17 protein-coding genes and 1 riboswitch are annotated in these 19053 nt (G+C 73.3%); of the genes, 9 read left to right on the top strand and 8 right to left on the bottom strand.

Translation table 11 applies throughout. The features are described 5' to 3' along the window. The first annotated feature begins 216 nt into the window (after positions 1-216). Both sucC and sucD read left to right on the top strand, forming a co-directional pair. Complete coding sequence (gene sucC / locus BIV28_RS10395; protein WP_076261592.1) at positions 217-1395, top strand: ADP-forming succinate--CoA ligase subunit beta; 1179 nt, start codon at positions 217-219, stop codon at positions 1393-1395. 30 nt (positions 1396-1425) lie between these two features. Continuing rightward, positions 1426-2319 carry a succinate--CoA ligase subunit alpha gene (sucD, locus tag BIV28_RS10390; RefSeq protein ID WP_076261591.1) on the top strand — a complete coding sequence of 298 codons (894 nt, stop codon included), beginning with the start codon at positions 1426-1428 and terminating at the stop codon, positions 2317-2319. A gap of 113 nt (positions 2320-2432) precedes the next feature. Here the strand turns inward: sucD and BIV28_RS10385 are convergent, their stop codons facing one another. After that, complete coding sequence (locus tag BIV28_RS10385) at positions 2433-3143, bottom strand: polysaccharide deacetylase family protein (protein ID WP_076261589.1); 711 nt, start codon at positions 3141-3143, stop codon at positions 2433-2435. Between the two features lie 208 nt (positions 3144-3351). On the opposite strand from BIV28_RS10385, the gene BIV28_RS10380 reads away from it, so the two are divergent. After that, positions 3352-4671, top strand: a complete 1320-nt coding sequence (locus BIV28_RS10380; RefSeq protein WP_207555910.1) for a cell division protein PerM — start codon at positions 3352-3354, stop codon at positions 4669-4671. Here BIV28_RS10380 and BIV28_RS10375 read toward each other — a convergent pair. After that, a complete protein-coding gene (locus BIV28_RS10375) occupies positions 4658-5062 on the bottom strand; it encodes a hypothetical protein (protein ID WP_076261588.1) in 405 nt (134 codons plus the stop codon). The genes BIV28_RS10380 and BIV28_RS10375 overlap by 14 nt on opposite strands. A gap of 214 nt (positions 5063-5276) precedes the next feature. Between BIV28_RS10375 and purN the strand changes: the two genes are divergently transcribed. Further along, positions 5277-5849 (top strand): phosphoribosylglycinamide formyltransferase, encoded by a 573-nt coding sequence (purN, locus tag BIV28_RS10370; RefSeq protein ID WP_242652904.1) that lies wholly within the window; start codon positions 5277-5279, stop codon positions 5847-5849. Between the two features lie 42 nt (positions 5850-5891). After that, positions 5892-5969, top strand: a riboswitch (ZMP/ZTP riboswitch). Between the two features lie 36 nt (positions 5970-6005). Continuing rightward, on the top strand, positions 6006-7607 hold the full coding sequence (gene purH / locus BIV28_RS10365; protein ID WP_076261585.1) for a bifunctional phosphoribosylaminoimidazolecarboxamide formyltransferase/IMP cyclohydrolase: 1602 nt from the start codon (positions 6006-6008) through the stop codon (positions 7605-7607). 134 nt (positions 7608-7741) lie between these two features. Here the strand turns inward: purH and bar are convergent, their stop codons facing one another. Then, positions 7742-8878, bottom strand: coding sequence for a barbiturase (gene bar / locus BIV28_RS10360; RefSeq protein ID WP_076261583.1), 1137 nt, complete (start codon positions 8876-8878; stop codon positions 7742-7744). A gap of 18 nt (positions 8879-8896) precedes the next feature. After that, positions 8897-9913, bottom strand: a complete 1017-nt coding sequence (locus tag BIV28_RS10355) for a carbamate kinase (protein WP_083707230.1) — start codon at positions 9911-9913, stop codon at positions 8897-8899. 202 nt (positions 9914-10115) lie between these two features. Between BIV28_RS10355 and BIV28_RS10350 the strand changes: the two genes are divergently transcribed. Beyond that, on the top strand, positions 10116-10361 hold the full coding sequence (locus BIV28_RS10350; RefSeq protein ID WP_076261582.1) for a hypothetical protein: 246 nt from the start codon (positions 10116-10118) through the stop codon (positions 10359-10361). A 36-nt stretch (positions 10362-10397) separates the two neighbouring features. Here the strand turns inward: BIV28_RS10350 and BIV28_RS10345 are convergent, their stop codons facing one another. Genes BIV28_RS10345 through BIV28_RS10335 form a run of 3 tightly spaced genes read right to left on the bottom strand, consistent with a single transcriptional unit; the run spans position 10398 to position 15414 of the window. Further along, positions 10398-11231: an SDR family oxidoreductase gene (locus BIV28_RS10345; protein ID WP_076261580.1), complete on the bottom strand. Its 834-nt coding sequence runs from the start codon at positions 11229-11231 to the stop codon at positions 10398-10400. Positions 11232-11234: 3 nt separating this feature from the next. Then, positions 11235-13277, bottom strand: a complete 2043-nt coding sequence (locus tag BIV28_RS10340; protein WP_207555909.1) for a hydantoinase B/oxoprolinase family protein — start codon at positions 13275-13277, stop codon at positions 11235-11237. A 1-nt stretch (position 13278) separates the two neighbouring features. After that, positions 13279-15414 (bottom strand): hydantoinase/oxoprolinase family protein, encoded by a 2136-nt coding sequence (locus BIV28_RS10335; RefSeq protein ID WP_076261578.1) that lies wholly within the window; start codon positions 15412-15414, stop codon positions 13279-13281. Between the two features lie 186 nt (positions 15415-15600). On the opposite strand from BIV28_RS10335, the gene BIV28_RS10330 reads away from it, so the two are divergent. Then, the gene (locus BIV28_RS10330) at positions 15601-16041 is read left to right on the top strand and encodes a YciI family protein (protein WP_076261663.1); all 441 of its coding nucleotides are present in this window, start codon (positions 15601-15603) and stop codon (positions 16039-16041) included. Continuing rightward, positions 16038-17261 carry an RNA polymerase sigma factor gene (locus BIV28_RS10325; protein WP_076261661.1) on the top strand — a complete coding sequence of 408 codons (1224 nt, stop codon included), beginning with the start codon at positions 16038-16040 and terminating at the stop codon, positions 17259-17261. Before BIV28_RS10330 ends, BIV28_RS10325 begins: the two co-directional genes overlap by 4 nt. 7 nt (positions 17262-17268) lie before the next feature. On the opposite strand, the gene BIV28_RS10320 is transcribed toward BIV28_RS10325, so the two are convergent. Next, on the bottom strand, positions 17269-17955 hold the full coding sequence (locus BIV28_RS10320) for a head GIN domain-containing protein (RefSeq protein ID WP_083707229.1): 687 nt from the start codon (positions 17953-17955) through the stop codon (positions 17269-17271). A gap of 158 nt (positions 17956-18113) precedes the next feature. Here BIV28_RS10320 and BIV28_RS10315 point away from each other — a divergent pair, with 158 nt between their 5' ends. Then, complete coding sequence (locus BIV28_RS10315) at positions 18114-19049, top strand: hypothetical protein (protein WP_076261575.1); 936 nt, start codon at positions 18114-18116, stop codon at positions 19047-19049. Positions 19050-19053 lie beyond the last annotated feature (4 nt).

The raw sequence follows: 19053 nt of genomic DNA, 5'->3' as shown, positions 1-19053 counted from the left end.
CGCGGCGACCACGACGTGGACCACCGGTGTGATCCACGTCCCGTCGCCCGCACCCGGTGACGTCCGCACCCTCCGGGGGGCACTAGAGTCCGAGGGTCAGCCTTCTTTCGGTTGCGCCCTGGCGCGAGGACCGACCGCGTGCACGCGCGGGTGGCCCGGCGGACGCCTCGTCGGCGCAGTCGACCACCCAATCGACGACGAGGACGGACCCCACCCGTGGATCTCTTCGAGTACCAAGCCCGCGACATGTTCGAGAAGCACGGAGTGCCCGTGCTCGCAGGCGCCACCGCGACGACGCCGGAGGAGGCGCGTGCCGCCGCCGAGCGCATCGGCGAGACGTCGGGCGGCGTCACCGTCGTCAAGGCGCAGGTCAAGACCGGAGGTCGCGGCAAGGCCGGCGGCGTCAAGGTCGCCAAGAGCGCCGACGAGGCGCAGGCCCACGCGGAGCAGATCCTCGGCATGGACATCAAGGGCCACACGGTCCACCAGGTGATGATCGCCGCGGGCGCCCGCATCGCCGAGGAGTACTACTTCTCGATCCTGCTCGACCGCGCGAACCGCACCTACCTGGCCATGTGCTCCAAGGAGGGCGGCATGGAGATCGAGCAGCTCGCCGTCGAGCGCCCCGAGGCCCTGGCCCGCATCGCCGTCGACCCCAACGCCGGCATCGACGCCGCCAAGGCGCGCGAGATCGTCGACGCGGCCGGCTTCGAGGACGGCGACAAGGACGCCATCGCCGACGTCATCCAGAAGCTGTGGACCGTCTACCGCGACGAGGACGCGACGCTGGTCGAGGTCAACCCGCTCGTCAAGACCGAGGACGGCGCCATCATCGCCCTCGACGGCAAGGTCTCCCTCGACACCAACGCCGACTTCCGCCACGCCGACCACGCGGGGCTCGAGGACAAGGCGGCCGCCGACCCGCTCGAGGCCGCGGCCAAGGAGAAGGACCTCAACTACGTCAAGCTCGACGGCTCCGTCGGCATCATCGGCAACGGCGCGGGTCTCGTCATGAGCACCCTCGACGTCGTCGCCTACGCCGGTGAGCAGTTCGGCGGCCAGAAGCCGGCCAACTTCCTCGACATCGGCGGCGGCGCGAGCGCCGAGGTCATGGCCAACGGCCTGCACATCATCCTGTCCGACCCGCAGGTCAAGAGCGTCTTCGTCAACGTCTTCGGCGGCATCACGGCGTGCGACGCCGTCGCCAACGGCATCGTCGGCGCGCTCGACGCGCTCGGCGACGAGGAGAACCGCCCGCTCGTCGTGCGTCTCGACGGCAACAACGTCGAGGAGGGCCGCCGCATCCTGCAGGAGCGCAACCACCCCCTCGTGACGATCGAGCCGACGATGGACGGCGCCGCGCGCCGCGCCGCCGAGCTGGCCTCGCAGGCCTGACCCCGAGTCCGAGAGAGAGAACGATCAACCATGGCTATCTTCCTCAACGCTGACTCCAAGGTCATCGTGCAGGGCATGACCGGCTCCGAGGGCATGAAGCACACCCAGCGCATGCTCAAGTCCGGCACGACCATCGTCGGCGGCGTCAACCCGCGCAAGGCCGGCACCACCGTCGACTTCGAGGGTGGCGTCAGCGTCCCCGTCTTCGGCTCCGTCGCCGACGCCGTCGCGCAGACGGGCGCGAACGTCAGCGTCATCTTCGTGCCGGCCGCCTTCACCAAGGCCGCCGCCGTCGAGGCCGTCGACGCCGAGGTCCCGCTCGTCGTCGTCATCACCGAGGGTGTCGCGGTCAAGGACACGGCGGAGTTCTACAACTACGCCAAGGACAAGGGCACGACGCGCATCGTCGGCCCGAACTGCCCCGGCCTCATCACCCCGGGTGTGTCCAACGCCGGCATCATCCCGGCCGACATCTCGGGCACGGGCCGCATCGGCCTCGTCTCGAAGTCGGGCACGCTGACCTACCAGATGATGTACGAGCTGCGTGACTTCGGCTTCAGCTCGGCCGTCGGCATCGGTGGCGACCCGATCATCGGCACGACGCACATCGACTGCCTCGAGGCGTTCCAGAACGACCCCGACACCGACGCCATCGTCATGATCGGCGAGATCGGTGGCGACGCCGAGGAGCGCGCGGCCGCCTACATCAAGGAGCACGTGACCAAGCCCGTCGTCGGCTACGTCGCCGGCTTCACGGCTCCCGAGGGCAAAACGATGGGCCACGCCGGCGCCATCGTGTCGGGCTCCTCGGGCACGGCCCAGGCCAAGAAGGAGGCCCTCGAGGCCGCCGGCGTCAAGGTCGGCAAGACGCCGACCGAGACCGCCGACCTCATGCGCGAGATCATGAAGGGCCTCGCCGGCTGACGCGTCGGTCCCAGAGCACGTCCGCCCGGGCGGCCACCCCAGTGGGGTGGCCGCCCGGCCGACGTCCGGGGGAGGGAGCCGCCGGACGCCGGGTCGAGGGTCTCCGGTCCGCGTCAGCAGGCCATGAGGCCGAGGACGAACCCGCGGGCGCGCAGGCGCGGGATGAGCAGGTCGAGGGCGGCGACGGTCTGCGAGCGGTCACCGCCGCCGTCGTGCAGCAGGATCCGCGAGCCGTCACGGACGTTCGCGAGGACCCGGTTGACGATCGTCCAGGTGCCGGGTCGCGACCAGTCGCGGGGGTCGACGGTCCAGAGGATCTGCCGCTGGCCGCGCGCGGCGATGATCGCGGCGATCCGGGAGCTCGTGGCCCCGTAGGGCGGCCGCACGCAGCGCGGCCGGTAGCCGAGGGACTGCTCCATGCGGTTCAGCTGCCAGGTGACCGACGCCGACGACAGCGTCGTGAGGTCGGGGTGGCTCCACGTGTGGTTGCCGATCTTGTTGCCGTAGGCGCGCAGGCTGCGGGTGATCGAGGGGTACCAGGAGACGTTCTGGCCGACCTCGAAGAACACCGCCGTCACGCCGTACCGGCGCAGGATCGCGAGCACCTTGGGGGTGTACGTGGCGCTCGGGCCGTCGTCGAAGGTGAGGTACACGGTGCCGGCGTAGGCGACCGCCGCGGTGGAGACGGCCGTGGTGGGCGAGGCGGTGGCCGGGCCGGGGAGGGCGGGTGCAGGCGCGGCGACGGCGGCTGCGAGGGCGAGGGCGAGGAGGGGGCCGAGGACGCCGGTGAGGAACGTCGTGACCCGGGAGCGGATGGTGGTCATGGAGGGTCACTCCCTTTCACCTCCAGTCTCCGTCGTCCGGTTGTGGCTGTCAGTCCGTTCGCGTGCTCCGTCGGTCACACCGCTTGGGGCAGTGCGGAGTTGGGGTGACGAGTTGGGGTGACGAGTTGGGGCGCGCTCGGCGTGGGGGCTCGCTCGCGGCAGGCCCAGCGCCGACCATGGAGGCGACCGCACGCCCCGCCCGTCAGGAGTGAGTCCGCTGCCCGCCTCGAGCCCCACCCCGTCGTCCGCCGTCCCGGCGGCCCTGCGCGCGGGACTGCTCGCCGCGATCGGGACGTGGTCGGTCGTCGGCCTGCCGGCCCTCGTCGGCTGGGTGGCCGCGCCCGAGAGCTCGCTCGGCTGGTTCTCGGCGGTGTCGGTCGGCAGCGCCCTCTGGTTCCTCGGGCACGGCCAGTCGGTCGGCACCGCGGCCGGGGTGACGCTCTCGGTGACGCCCGTGCTGCTCCTGCTCGTCTTCGTGCACGTCGCCTTCCGGTTCGCCCGACGCGTCGTCGCCACCGAGCGGCTCCGCGTCGGTCCCGACGCGTGGAGCCAGGTGGCGCGCTGGGGCGTCGTGCCGGGGTTCGTCGTCGGGTACGGCGCGGCCGCGGCGGTCATCGCGCTCTTCACGCTCGGCGGCCCGGCCACCCCGGGAGCGGCCGCGGTCCTCGGGTCGTTGCTCGTGCCCGTGGTCGCCCTCGGCTTCGTGCTCCTGCGTCCCGAGGACGACGCCGCGCCGGCCTTCGTGCGCACCTGGTTCCGCCGCGGGCCGACGTGGCTGCCGGCCGTGTGGCGCACCGGCTGGCGCGGGGTGGGCGTGCTGCTGGCGCTCGGGGCGGTCGTCGTCGTGGCGCGGCTCGCGATGTCGTGGGGCCAGGTCGTGGCGATCCAGGACGAGTACGGCGTCAACGCCGGCGCCACCGCCGTGCTGGGCCTGGCACAGCTGGCCCTGCTCGGCAACGCCGCCACCTGGGCCCTCGGTTTCCTCGCCGGGCCGGGCTTCCAGCTCGCGCTCGGATCCACCGTCTCCCCGGCCGCCGCCCAGCCCGGGCTGCTGCCGCTCGTGCCGGTGCTCGGGGCGTTGCCCCGCGCCGCCGACTACCCGGCGGCGATGTACCTCGTGGTGCTCGCGCCCGTGGCCGTCGGCGCGCTGCAGGCCCGACGCGTCGACCGCGAGCTCGAGTTCTTCGGCAACGTCCGGGCCCGGGTCACCGCGACGGTCGTGGCCGCGCTCCTGCCGGTGGCCGTCGTCGTCGGGCTCACGGCGCTTGCGAACGGCGCGGTCGGCGTCGACCGGCTCTCACGCGTCGGCGTGCCGGTCGCCGCCTTCGCGGCGGCGCTCGGCGCCGAGGTGCTCGCGGGGGCGCTGCTGTGGCTGGCGGTGCTGCTCGTGCGCGAACGGCAGGCCGACGAGGTGCCGGACACCGGCGCCGACACCTCGGTCGCGCGGGACACCGCGCCGGCGGCGGAGGGTGACGACGCCGCGGGGTCCGACGCGTCGCCCGGCACGGGCCGCGTCAGCCGGAGATGAACCCGAGCGGGCTCGCCTCGCGCAGCCGCTCGCACTGGCCCCGGGCCACGCTCGTCTGGGCGCCCGCGAGGCAGTCCTCGTACCGGCTGACCGGCCCGTACATCAGGGCCTGCAGCAGCAGCGAGGTGACCGGCAGGGTCAGCACGCCGAGGGCGACGCCGGCCCAGACCTTCTCGCGCCCCGGTCGCGGCGTGAGGAAGCGCAGCAGCCGTACGGCCAGGCCCATCGCGATGACGAGCGGGAGCAGGGCGACGAACCGCTGGGGCAGGGGCAGGTACATGGCGCTGATCCCGACGAGCGCGAAGAGCGGCACGGGCAGGGAGTACCGCGCCTTCTCGCGCGCGTAGGCGATCTCGGCCTCGCGCTGCGGGTCCCGGGGCGGCTGGCTCATGCGCCCATCCTCACCCATCCGCGGCGGTGGCGCGGCACGGGCTCACCCGCGCGCGCCCTCCGCGCCCGGACGACGCGGGAGCGGCGGCGGGGCCGTGGCTAGACTCCGGGCCGTGACGACCGAGTCCACCGCCAGCCAGCCCGACGCCGCGCCCGCGGTCGAGCCGCAGGACGGGCCCGCCGGTCCCTCTGCTCCCGTCGACGTCGTCGTCCTCGTGTCGGGCTCGGGGACCCTGCTGCAGGCGCTCCTCGACGCATCGGCCGACCCGGCCCTCGGCGTCCGCGTCGCCGCGGTGGTCGCCGACCGCCCCTGCGTCGGGCTCGAGCGGGCCGAGCGGGCCGGCGTGCCCACCTCCGTCGTGCGCCCCGGCGACCACGCCGACCGCGCGGCGTGGGACACCGCGCTCGCGGCGCGCATCGCGCAGGCGGCGCCGGCGTTCGTCGTCAGTGCCGGGTTCATGCGCATCCTCGGCCCGGCCGCCCTCGCGGTGGCCACCGTCGTCAACACGCACCCGGCCCTGCTGCCGAGCTTCCCCGGTGCCCACGGCGTCCGCGACGCGCTCGCCTACGGCGTCAAGGTCACCGGCACGACGTGCCACGTCGTCGACGCCGGCGTCGACACCGGCCCGATCATCGAGCAGCGCGTCGTCGCCGTCGCCGAGGACGACACCGAGGAGTCCCTCCACGAGCGGATCAAGGTCCAGGAGCGCGAGATGCTCGTCGAGGTCGTCGGCCGGCTGGCGCGCGAGGGCTTCACCGTCGAGGGGCGGCGCGTCCGGATCGGCTGAGGCCGCTGACGGATTCGGCAGGCGCCGCGTCGGCCGCTACGCTGGCCGTACACGACTGGCGCAGGTGGGGAACCACCAGGGAGTGAAACGGTCGGAGCATCGCCCGCCTGGGTGTTCCGGAGTCATCGACACCGTCTACCCACGCCAGGAGTCCCGATGCCCGACGGCCGCCGTCCGATCAAGCGCGCCCTCATCTCCGTCTACGACAAGACCGGGCTGGAGGACCTCGCCCGGGCGCTCGACGCCGCCGGCGTCGCCATCGTCTCGACCGGCTCGACGGCCAGGACGATCGCCGGGCTCGGCATCGCCGTGACGCCCGTCGAGGAGCTGACCGGCTTCCCCGAGTGCCTCGAGGGGCGCGTCAAGACGCTGCACCCGAAGGTCCACGCCGGCATCCTCGCCGACACCCGCAAGCCCGAGCACCTCGAGCAGCTGGCCGAGCTCGGCGTCGAGGCGTTCGAGCTCGTCGTCGTCAACCTCTACCCGTTCCGCGAGACCGTCGCCTCGGGTGCGACGCCCGACGAGTGCATCGAGCAGATCGACATCGGCGGCCCGTCGATGGTGCGCGCCGCCGCGAAGAACCACCCGAGCGTCGCCGTCGTCACGAGCCCGGCCGCCTACGGCGCGGTCGCGGAGGCGCTCGGCGCCGGCGGTTTCACGCTGGAGCAGCGCAAGCGTCTGGCCGCCGAGGCGTTCGTGCACACGGCGTCCTACGACAACGCCGTCGCCAACTGGATGGGCAACGCCTACGCGGACACCGCCGACGGCACCGGCTTCCCGGCCTGGACCGGCGCCACGTTCGACCGCGCGGCAGCCCTGCGCTACGGCGAGAACCCGCACCAGCAGGCGGCCCTCTACACGCACTGGCGCCCCGGCGTCGCCTCCGCCGAGCAGCTGCACGGCAAGGAGATGTCGTACAACAACTACGTCGACACCGACGCCGCCGTGCGCGCCGCGCACGACCACGGCGACCAGCCGACCGTCGCCATCATCAAGCACGCCAACCCGTGCGGCATCGCCGTCGGCGCCTCCATCGAGGAGGCCTACGAGCGGGCCCACGCCACCGACCCGGTCAGCGCCTATGGCGGCATCATCGCCGCCAACCGCACCGTGACCGCCGCGATGGCTCAGGCGGCCAAGCCGGTCTTCACCGAGGTCATCATCGCGCCGGACTACGAGCCGGAGGCTCTCGAGATCCTCACCGCGAAGAAGAACCTGCGCGTGCTGCGCCTGCCGGCCGGGATGGCCGAGGCCGTCGACCGCATCGAGACGCGCCCGGTGAGCGGCGGCCTGCTCGTGCAGACCGTCGACCGGGTCGACGCGGTCGTGCAGGGCGACGACGGTGCGGTCACGGGTGGCGACGACGCCGCGAACTGGCGCCTCGTGGCGGGTGACGCCGCCGACGATGCGACGCTCGCCGACCTCCAGTTCGCCTGGCGCGCGATCCGTGCGGTCAAGTCGAACGCGATCCTGCTCGCCAAGGACGGCGCGGCCGTCGGCGTCGGCATGGGCCAGGTCAACCGCGTCGACTCCTGCTACCTCGCGGTGCGCCGTGCGGGCGAGGACCGGGCCCGCGGCTCGGTCGCCGCGTCCGACGCGTTCTTCCCCTTCGCCGACGGGCTGCAGATCCTCCTCGACGCCGGCGTGCGCGCCGTCGTCGCGCCGGGTGGCTCGATCCGCGACGACGAGGTCATCGCCGCGGCGCAGGCCGCCGGCGTGACGATGTACTTCACCGGGACGCGCCACTTCTTCCACTGACGCTTCCCGCCCTTCACCGTCGAGGGGCCACCTTCGGTGGCCTGCGGTACGACGAGAGGCCAGCTTCTTCGGGAGAAGCTGGCCTCTCGTCGTGGGTCGGACCACCGTTCGTGGCCTCTCGACGGTGAAGCGGGTCAGCGGGTCCAGCGGTAGCCGGTGGGCTCGCCCTCGCCGAGGTCGACGATCGCGGCGACCGGGCCACCGCCGTCGGGGCCCTGGTGGGCGGCCGAGACCGACACGAACACGGCCGGGTCGCCGGTCACCGAGGCCGTGACGCCACCGACCGCCGACTTGATCTGGCGGTGCCAGTGCACGTCGGAGTCGTCGAGCATGGCGTTGCGGCGGCCGTGCACCTGGCCGTCCTGGCTCACCTCGCACTTGAGGAAGACGTTGACGAGGCGGCCGTCGAGGTCGGAGGGGTGCGGGCGCTCGGGCAGGTCGAGGCCGGCGTCCTTGATCGCGGCCCAGATGCCGTCGGCGTCGAGGGCGTCCTGCATGACCGAGTGGCCGATCCGGTACCGGCCACCGACGCCGCGGGCGTTGCCGACGACGACGACCTGCGCCTGGTCGAGCTCGACGCCCGAGCTGCACGAGGCCACCGAGGAGAAGAGCGACCGGTCGTGCATGACGTCGGCGTCGCCCGGCATCTCGATCTCGCCGAGCGCGACGGCGATGCCTAGCGCGGTGGTGCCGTTGGACAGGTCCATCGACTCGTGGGTGTGCTCGGTCCAGACCCGGTGGCCGCGCTCCTTGGCGTCGCGGATCGTGTGGATCGTCAGCAGGGGCGTCTTGGTCTGCACGTAGTGCACGTCGGCGGGGTCGGTGATGCCGGCGCGCTCCATGGCGACCTTCACGGCGTCGGCGACCTTGGAGACCATGGCGACGTAGCCGATCTCCTCGGGCTTGATCGCCTCGCTCATCGCGAACCCGACCGTGAGGCGGAGGTCGTCGGAGGGCTCGGCCTGCTCGGCCGGGACGGTCGCGAAGATCGTCGCGTGCGGGCTGATGACGCCGTCGGTGCCGCCGGACCACACGATCGGCACCTGCTTGACCTGGTCGGCCGGGGCGCCCTTGGCGACGAGCACCTCGCGGAAGGCACGGTCGGCGATGATGCGGGTGTAGTCGTTGACCCCGCCGTTGCCCTCGGTCTTGCCGATGATGGCGATGACGCGGCTCGCCTCCATGACGCCGTCGTCGATGAGCTTCGCGAGCTCGGACGCGTCGGCGACGGAGTGGATCGGGACCTTGCGGACCTCGATGGCTTCAGGCACGGTGGATGACCTTTCTCTTCAGTGGTTCTCGACGACGGTTCCGACGCCGCCGTCGACGGCGTCGGCGATGCGGGACAGGTCGGTGATGACGGACCGGCGACCGCCGGTGCGGACGAACCGCAGCGCCGCCTCGACCTTCGGGCCCATCGAGCCGGACGCGAAGTGGCCCGCGTCGGCGTAGGCGGTGAGCTCCTCGAGGGTGACGCGTCCGATCGGGTGCGCCTCGGGGGTGCCCCAGGCGGCGACCGCGTGGTCGACGTCGGTGGCGATGACGAGGACGTCGGCGTCGAGGGCCCGGGCGAGCAGGGCGGCCGTGAGGTCCTTGTCGATGACGGCCTCGACGCCGCGCAGGCGCCCGTCGCCGCCGCGCACGACGGGGATGCCCCCGCCACCGGCCGCGACGACGACGTAGCCGGCGCCGAGCAGGGTGCGCACGGCGGGGACCTCGAGCACCTCGAGCGGCTCGGGCGAGGCGACGACCCGACGCCAGCCCCGCTCGCCGCGGTCCTCCCACGTCTCGCCGTGGTCGATGAGCGCCTGGGCCTGCTCGCGGGGCAGGTAGCGCCCGACCGGCTTGGTGGGACGGGTGAAGCCGGGGTCACCGGCGTCGACGCGGGTGCGGGTGACGAGCGCCGCGACGGGCCGCTCGACGCCGCGGGAGGCGAGCGAGGCCTCGAGGGTGTCGAGCACCGTGAAGCCGATGGTCCCCTGGGTCTGCGCGCCGCACCAGTCGAGGGGCACGGGCGGCACGACGTGGGCGGCGAGGGCGTTCTTGACGAGGAGGTTGCCGACCTGCGGTCCGTTGCCGTGCGTGATGACGACCTCCACGCCGCGCGCCACGAGGTCGGCCACGTGCTCCATCGCGCCGGCGATGGCCGCCCGCTGGGCGTGCGGCGTCGCGCTGCCGTCCTGGCCGGTCATGGCGTTGCCGCCGAGCGCGACGACGACGCGCTGGGGCGCCCCGGGGGCGGGGGACGGGGTGGAGGCGTCGACCCCGTCGGCCGTGGCGTCGGTGGGCCGCGTCGGCTGGCTCATGCGGCGAGCCTAGGAGCGGCCGCCGTCGCGCGGCGTTGTCACGTCCTGCCAGAGGAGGCCGCCGTGATTGGCACATCTGTGCCGTGCGGCGGCCCGCGCCGGCCGGGTGGGCGGTGTCCCGTGGAGGTCAGCGGCGATACAGTTTCGGGTAAAGGAGCAGTACCGGGTCGCCGTCAGGCCCGGTGGGAAGGGGCCGCACATCGTGGGCGTCGGAGTCCTGCTCGCCGTCATCGGCGCGATCCTCACCTTCGCCGTGCGGGCGAACACGTCGGTCATCAACCTGCCCGTCGTGGGGATCATCCTCATGGTCGCCGGTGGTGCCCTGATCTGGCACGGCAGCAAGGGCACGCACCGCAAGAAGATCGTGACGCGCGAGGAGAACCCGGGCGGGTCGACCTTCCCGACGAACACCGTGCGACAGACGATCGAGGAGCGCGACGTCGACTGACGCTGCGGCACCGACCCGCGTGTGACACCGCGGCTCTCACCCGGCCGTGAGGGCCGCGGACCACGTGCGGGGCGCGTGCGGCAGCAACCGGCCGAGGGGCGTCGGGTCGCCGACGAGCCCGTCGCGGTCGTAGGCGGCGAACATCGCCTCGAGGTCGGCACGCGCCGACGCCGCGAGCGCGGCCCCGGGCCCGGCGCGCCACGCGTCGAGGGCGACCCGCTCGGCGACGACGGGGTGGCCGAGGGTGCGCGCGGCGACGTCGGCCAGCTGGCGCACGGTGAGCCGCTCGGGGCCGGCCAGCTCGAACGTGCCTGTCCGCCAGACCGGTTCGGTCAGCAGGAGGGCGGCCACCTCGGCGACGTCGTCGAGGTCGACGTTGGTGAAGGGGGTGTCGAGCGAGTAGGGCACGGCGATGCGTCCTGCGCGAGCGGCGTCGAGGAGGTTCTGGTGGTAGGCCGCCGGGCGCAGCACGAGGGCCTCGGGGTGCAGCTCGCGCACGACGGCCTCGGCCCGGCCCTTGCGCACGTGGTGCGGCATCGACGCGTCGTCGGGGTGGAGCACCGAGTGGAAGGCGAAGCGGGCGACGCCGGCCCCTGCCGCCGCGGTCGCGACGCGGCGCGCGATCCCGACCTCGTCGGGGTGCACGTTCGGGGCGAGGTGGTAGACGGCATCGACCCCGTCGACGGCGGCACCGAGGCCCGCCCCGGTCTCGAGGTCGACGACCGCGACGGACCCGGCACCGGCCCGGTGAGCCCGGTCCTCGGCGCCGGCCGAGCGCACGGCGGCGCGGACGTCGACGCCCCGTGCGGCCAGGGCGCGCGTGACGGCGCGACCGGTCTTGCCGGCCGCGCCGATCACGAGAGCGCGCACCGCTCAGACCCAGTCGACGTCCGCCGCCTGCTGGCCGGCGGCGAGGGTCGCGTAGCCCGGTCCGCGGTCGAAGAACGGCTGCTCGGCGGCGCGCTCGTCGCGCAGCTGCGCGCGCAGGGCGTCGGAAGCCGGGGCGTCGACGACCGGCTCGTCCTTGGTGCCGCTCGCGACGACGCCGTAGTCGCGGCGCGCGCCGTCGAAGGACACCTTGCCCCAGCGCAGGTCGCGCTCGACCTCGTCGTAGGGGCGCTCCAGCGGGTCGCCCCAGCCGCCACCGCCGGTGGTGCGGATGCGGATGACCTGGCCGGCCCTGACGACCTCGGCGTCGGCGAGGGCGTCGACGGTGCGCTCGTCGGGACCGCCGACGTCGACCGTCACCTCGAAGGGGCGACCGGCCTTGCCGCCCTTGACGCCCCAGCAGGCGAGGATCGACCGGTCGGCGATCGACATGAAGTGGGCGTCCTTGAGCATCCGGATGTGCTTCTCGTAGCCGAGGCCGCCGCGGTGCCGGCCGGCGCCGCCGGAGTCGACGGCGAGCCCGAGCCGCTCGACGATGAAGGGGAACCGGCTCTCGGTGAACTCGGTGGGCAGGTTGCGGCTGTCGGGGACGACGTGGATCGTGTCCTCGCCGTCGGCGTAGTAGCGCCCGCCCGAGCCGCCGCCGAGCACCTCGCGCATGAGGTAGTCGTTGCCGTCGCGGTCCTTGCCGTAGACGCCGGTGTAGCGGATCGTCTCCTGGTCCGCCGGCATCCTGCCGTCGACCGCCTTGGCGACGACGCCGGCCAGCACCCCGAGCAGGCGCAGGATGACGAAGGTGCGGGCGTTCGTCGGTGCCGGGTAGATCGGCGTGAGCAGGGTGCCCTTCTCGGGGAACCTCATCTCGATGAGGGGCACGATGCCCTCGTTGACGTCGAGCTCGGCCATCCGCTCGGGGGTGTCGGCGAGGTTGCGCAGGATCGGGGCGAGCCACTTCTTGAGGAAGTTGCCGCCGACGTAGTCGCCGCAGTGGTTGATCGGGCCCTTGGCCTGGGGTGCGGTGCCGGTGAAGTCGATGACGAGCTTGGGGCCGCCGTCGCCCGGGCCGGGGCCTCCGCTCGACTGCTTGGTCAGCGTGATCCGCTGCGTGTGCAGCTTCGGCTCGTCGACGCCGTCGTGCTCGGCGTAGTCCTCCCAGACGTACGTGCCGTCGGGGATCTTGCTGAGGATCTCGCGGCGGTAGGTCTCGGTGGTCTTGTCGAGGATCGCGTCGAAGGCGGCCTCGATGGTGTCGCGGCCGTAGCGCTCGAAGAGCTCGCCCAGGCGGCGCGCGCCCATGAGGCAGGCCGAGCACTCGGCGTCGAGGTCGGCCGCGAGGCTGTCGGGCATGCGGCTGTTCCGCGTCATGATGCGCAACGCAGCCTGGTTGGGAACTCCCTTGTCCCACAGCTTGATCGGCGGGACCGACAGGCCCTCCTCGAAGACGGTCTGGGCGTTGCTCGGCATCGAGCCGGGCACGGCGCCACCGATGTCGTCGTGGTGGCCGAACGCCTGGACGAACGCGACGACCTCGCCGCCGGAGAAGACGGGGACGGTGACGCAGAGGTCGGGCAGGTGGCCGATGCCGCCCTCGGACTCGTAGACGTCGTTGTGGAAGAAGACGTCGCCCTCGCTCATCTCGGCGAGCGGGAAGTCGCGGGCGATCGGGTGCACGAGCGCGCTGTAGGAGCGTCCGGTCAGCTTGCGCAGCTGGCGGTCGTGGATCCCGGCGCGGAAGTCGTGCGCGTCGCGGATCATGGGGGAGCGGCTCGTGCGCGCGATGGCCGTCTCCACCTCCATCTCGACGCTCGCGAGGGTGCCCTCGACGATCTCGACGAGGATCGGGTCGACCGTCGTGCCCTCGGGCGTCAGCCGGTTGCCGTGCTCGTAGGCCGTGGGCAGCCCGGCCGGGTTGACCGGCGCGTCACCGACGTGACCTGCGACGTGACCGGTGGCTGCCCCGGGGTGCGAGCCGGTGGCGGCGTCGACAGGAGCGAGGCGGGTGCTGGCGGTCTGGCAGGAGAAGCACATCTCAGGCCTCCTTGGTGATGACGAGGTTGCCGAGCGCGTCGACGCGCACGACGAAGCCGGGGTGGACGGGGACCGTCGAGCCGAACTCCTCGACGATCGCAGGGCCGTGCACGGTGTCGCCGGCCCGCAGGTCGGGGCGCCACCACACGTCGGTGTCGACGTAGCCGGCGTCGGCGTCGAAGCACACCGGCCGCACCGAGCGGTGGGCGCGCTCCCGCACGTCGGGGGCGCCCTCGGCGGGCTCGAGCTCGCGCAGCTCGGGGCGGGTGATCGGGCCGACGCCGGTGACGCGGAGGTTGACCCACTCGACCTGCTGGCTCGGGTCGTTCCGGAAGTCGTAGCCGTACAGGGCCCGGTGCTCGTCGTGGAAGCGCGCGGCCACGTCGGCGGCGAACGCCTCGGTGACGTCGCCCTCGGGTGCGGCGACGCGCACCTCGTAGGCCTGGCCGAAGTACCGGAGGTCGACGGTGCGCGTGTAGCGATGCGCCTCGGTCGGGAAGCCCTCGGAGTCAAGGGCGCTCGCGGCCTTGGCCGTCAGGTCGTCGAACGTCTTCTGCACGGCGGCGTGGTCGAGCGACGCGTGCCGCGACACGGAGGTCTGCACGTAGTCGTTCTTGACGTCGACCGTCAGCAACCCGAACGCCGACACGTTGCCGGGGTTCTGCGGCACGACGACCCCGGCGAGGCCGAGGATGTCGACGAGGCGGCAGGCGAGCAGCGAGCCGGACCCGCCGAAGGTCGCGAGCATGAAGTCGCGCACGTCGAGGCCGCGCTTGACGCTGACCTGGCGCAGGGCGTTGGCCTGGTTCCACGCCGAGATCTCGAGGATGCCGGTCGCGCAGCGCTCGAAGTCGAGGCCGAGGCGCTCGGCGAGGGCCGTGACGCCGGCCCGGGCCGCGTCGACGTCGAGGGGGATCTCGCCGCCGAGCAGGTGCGGGGGGATCCGACCGAGGGTGACGTGCGCGTCGGTGATCGTCGGCTCGGTGCCACCCTTGGCGTAGCAGAGCGGCCCGGGGTCGGCGCCCGCGGACTGCGGCCCGACCTTGAGCGAGCCCTCGGGGGAGATCCACGCGATGGAGCCCCCGCCGGCGCCGACGGTGACGACGTCGATCATCGGGATCTTGCTCGGGTAGGCGCCGACGCTGCCCTCGGTCGTCAGGGTGGGCTCGCCGCCGAGGACGACGGAGACGTCGGTGGACGTGCCGCCGCCGTCGCAGGTGAGCACCTTGTCGAAGCCGGCGCGGCTCGCGATGAGGCCGGCACCCAGCGCCCCGGCCGCCGGGCCGGACAGCACCGTGGTGATCGGCTGGTGCACGACCTCGTCGGCCGAGAGCACGCCGCCGTTGGACTTCATGATGTAGAACGGCAGCTTCTCGCTGCTGTCGACGAACTCGTCGAGGCGCTGGTGGATGTTGGCGACGTACCGGCTGACGTTGGGCTTGACGGCGGCGTCGACGAGCGTCGTCATGGAGCGCTCGTACTCGCGGTACTCGCGCAGCACCTCCGAGCTGATCGACACCACCGCGTCGGGGTGCTCGCGGCTCAGCACCTCGCGCATCGCGAGCTCGTGGCTGTCATCGGCGTACGAGTGCAGCAGACAGACGCCGATCGTCGTGATGCCGCGCTCCTTGAACCAGCGCGCGACGGCGACGGCGCCGTCCTCGTCGAACGGGCGGATCTCGTTGCCCTCGAAGTCCATCCGGCCGCCGACCGTCTTGACGTAGTCGGCCGGGACGATGCGCGGCGGCTTGACCCAGAAGTAGGAGTTGCCGTAGCCGTCCGGCACCGCCTGGCGGGCGATCTCGAGGATGAACTCGTAGCCCTCGGTCGTGACGAAGCCGAGCGCCTCGACCTTGCCCTCGAGCAGCTTGTTCGTCGCGACGGTGGTGCCGTGCGAGACGGCCGTGATGTCGTCGCCGCTCGCGCCCATGAGGTCGAGCACCTTGCGGACGCCGGCGAGGAACCCGTCGGCCGGGTTGCCCGGCGTCGAGGGCGTCTTCGTCGTGACGAGCTCGCCCGAGTCCTCGTCGAGGGCGACGACGTCGGTGAACGTGCCGCCGGTGTCGATCCCGATGCGGAGGCGCCGACGGGTCGACGCGTCCGGGCCGGTGGACGCCGCTGGGGTCGCTGCTGTCATGGTCAGGATTCAACCGAGGGAGCGGGGGCCGGGGCGTTGGCACATGCTGCCAACAGGACCGGGTCCCGGCGTCAACCCTCGACAGTCGTGGTCGCCACCCCCGGCCGGATGTCGAGGTCGCGCCCTCGGCTCCGTCGAGGGGGTGAGCGTGCCACGCTGGGCACGCCGCACACGAAGGAGAGCACCATGGCCAAGTACCTCATCGGCGTCGACTTCCAGTCGGGCCCGGACGAGACCCCGATGTCGGAGTGGGAGCCGGCCGAGGTCCAGGCCCACCTCGACTACTACGCGGCCCTCAACGACGAGCTCGTCGCGAACGGCGAGCTCGTCGACGCGACGATCCTCACCGGTCCCGACCTCGCCAAGATCGTCACGTCCGACGGTGGCGCGCCGGTCGTCACCGACGGCCCGTTCCAGGAGTTCAAGGAGTGGCTCGCCGGCTTCCAGGTCGTCGAGGTCGACACCGAGGAGCGCGCCCTCGAGATCGCGGCCCGGGTCTCGGCCGTCCCGGGGCGCGGGGGCCGCCCGACGCAGCAGCCGATCCACGTGCGGCGGGTCATGGAGCAGGCACCCGCGGACACCGAGCAGATGGACGCCTTCCTGCGCACGGCGGGCTCGACCCGCTGAGCACGCCGCCGCTCGAGGACCTGCTGCGCACCCTCGCGCCGCAGGTCGTCGGCATCCTCAGCCGCCGATTCGGCGACTTCGACTCCGCCGAGGACGCCGTGCAGGAGGCCCTGCTCGCGGCGTCGCGGCACTGGCCCGTCGACGGCCTGCCCGACGAGCCCCGCGCGTGGCTGGTCCGCGCGGCCTCTCGCCGGCTCGTCGACCAGTGGCGCAGCGACAGCGCCCGGCGCGACCGCGAGGCGCGGGCCGTCGACTGGCAGGTACCCGCGACCGACGCCGTCGACCACGACGACAGCCTCACCCTGCTGCTCATGTGCTGCCACCCGACGCTGACCCCGGCGTCTGCGATCGCGCTGACGCTGAGGGCCGTCGGCGGCCTGACGACCGCCGAGATCGCGCGTGCCTTCCTCGTGCCCGAGGCGACGACGGCCCAGCGGATCAGCCGCGCCAAGGCCACGATCCGCGCGTCCGGCGAGCCGTTCCGCCGCCCCGCCCCCGACGAGCTGGACACCCGGCTCGCGTCCGCGCTGCACGTGCTCTACCTGCTCTTCAACGAGGGCTACACCGGCACTCGAGGGGCCGACCTGCAGCGGGTTGAACTGTCCCGCGAGGCGATCCGGCTGCAGCGGATGCTCGTGGCCGCTGCGCCCGACCACGCCGAGGCGCTCGGGCTGCTCGCGCTCATGCTCCTCCTCGAGGCGCGCAGTCCCGCCCGCAGCGACGCGTCGGGGGTGCTCGTGCCGCTGCCCGAGCAGGACCGTTCGCGCTGGGACCGCGGCCTCGTGACCGAGGGCCTCGGCGTGCTCGCGCGGGCCCTGGCCCTCGGGTCGGTGGGGGAGTACCAGCTGCAGGCCGCGATCGCCGCGGTGCACGACCGCGCGCCGACTGCCGCCGACACCGACTGGGCCGAGATCCTGACCCTCTACGGGCTCCTCGAGAAGGTCACGGGCAACCCGGTCGTCACGCTCAACCGGGCGGTCGCGGTGGCGATGGTCGACGGCCCGCGGGCTGCCATCGAGGTCGTCGACGAGGTGGAGGACCGCCTCGGCGCGACACACCGGTGGCTCGCCGTGCGTGGCCAGCTGCTCGAGATGGCCGGCGAGAACGCCGCGGCCGCAGAGCTGCTCACCCGGGCGGCCGCCACGGCGACGAACGACGCCGAGCGTCGCCACCTCACGACGCAGGCCGCCCGGCTGCGCGCGCCGCGACCCCCTGGCTGACGGCCCCCTACTGCTTCACGACCTGGCCGGAGCCGCTGACGTCCTTCGTCACGGCGGGTGCCCCGACGTAGCGCACGTCGCCGCTGCCGCTGATCGACGCGTGCAGGGTGGTGCTCGCGCGGACGAGGGCGCTGCCGCTTCCGGACACCGTGACGTCGACGTCACGGGCCGAGAGGGAGCCGCCCGCGAAGTCGCCCGAGCCGGAGATGTCGACGGAGAGCCGGTCGGTCGTGCCGGCCGCCGTGATCGTGCCCGAGCCGGAGATGGCCACCTCGAACGTCGGCCCGGAGGCCCCCGTGGCGCTGATGTCGCCCGACCCGCTGACGAGGAGGCCGGAGAGGTCGGTGGCGCTCACCCGGTAGCTGATCGGCGTCCGCGGCGAGATCGAGGACCCGGGCTCCGTGCCGAGCACGAGGGTGTCGCCCGACACGTCGGTGGTGAGCAGCGGCAGGACGTTGTCGTCGGCCTCGACGGTGACCGACGCCTTCGGTCCCGGCTCGACGAGCACCGTGCCGATCCCGGCGAGCTCCACGCTCGAGAAGCCGCCCACCGGTCGCGACTCCGACGCCGCCGTGCCCGATCCCGTCGTGGTGCCGGAGCAGGCGCCGAGCGGGAGGGCCGCGACCAGCATGGTCGCGAAGAGGGCCACGGGTGCGGCCGAGGCGATCCGACGGCGGGATGGTCCTCGTGGCATGCCGGATCCTCCGTCCGCTGGCTCGTGGGTCGGTGGGGGCAGCCCCAGTCTGGGCGCCCAGGCGACGAGGCGGGTCACCCGCTGAGGATGACGCGCGGCCGCACCCGGACGCCGCAGGATCGAGAGGTCGTCACCGTCGTCGTGAGGAGCGAACGATCGTGCTCATCGAACCCCCTGACGAGCCCGTCTCCCCGGCGGCGCCACCGGTGCCCGACGACGGAGGAGGGTCGCACGCGTGGACGGCGACCGACCTCGCTGACGGCGTCGTGGCCGTCACGGTGGTCGTCGTCGAGCAGGCCGTCCGGACGGCCCGGCTGGCGGCTCTGCTCGCGCGCCCGCTGACGGCGCTCGCGTGGGTGCCGCTGGCCCTGGGCCGGCAGCTGCGGGCCGTCTCCTGGGTCGACGACCTGGTCTCGCGGGGGGCGGACGCGCGGCACGAGGGAGCGAGACGCGCCCACGAGGCGGCCCGGCGGGTGGCCCCCCGCGTCGTCGAGCCCGCGCTCGACCTCGTCGACCTCAACTCGGTCGTGCGCGAGCACGTCGACGTCGACGCGATCGTCGCCGGGGTGGACGTGCAGGGCATCGTCGAGCGGGTCGACATCGACGCGATCGTCGCCGGGGTGGACCTGCAGCAGATCATCGAGCGGATCGACATCGACGCCATCGTCGCCGGGGTGGACCTGCAGCGGATCATCGAGCGGATCGACATCGACGCGATCGTCGCCGGGGTGGACCTGCAGCAGATCGTCGACCGGATCGACGTCGACGGCATCGTCGAGCGGGTCGACGTCGACGCCGTCATCGCCAAGCTCGACCTCGTCGCGCTGGCCGAGCTCGTCGTCGAGGGCATCGACCTGCCCGGCATCATCCGCAGCTCCACCGGCTCGATGGCCTCGGAGGGGGTCCGCGAGGTCCGCCGACAGGGGATCGGCGCCGACGAGCGGGTGGCGCACGTCGTCGACCGGCTCCTGCACCGGCCCGAGCGGGCGCCCGGCCCGGTCTTCGAGGAGGAGGACGGCACCCCACCGACGCGCCCGCAGATCCGGCGTGACTGGGGCGGGCCCGATCCGGGCACGCCGGGCCTCGCGCCCTGACGAC

This window comes from Intrasporangium flavum (genome assembly GCF_001956915.1).
GTDB lineage: Bacteria > Actinomycetota > Actinomycetes > Actinomycetales > Dermatophilaceae > Monashia > Monashia flava.
This window is presented reverse-complemented; position numbering and strand designations above follow the sequence as displayed.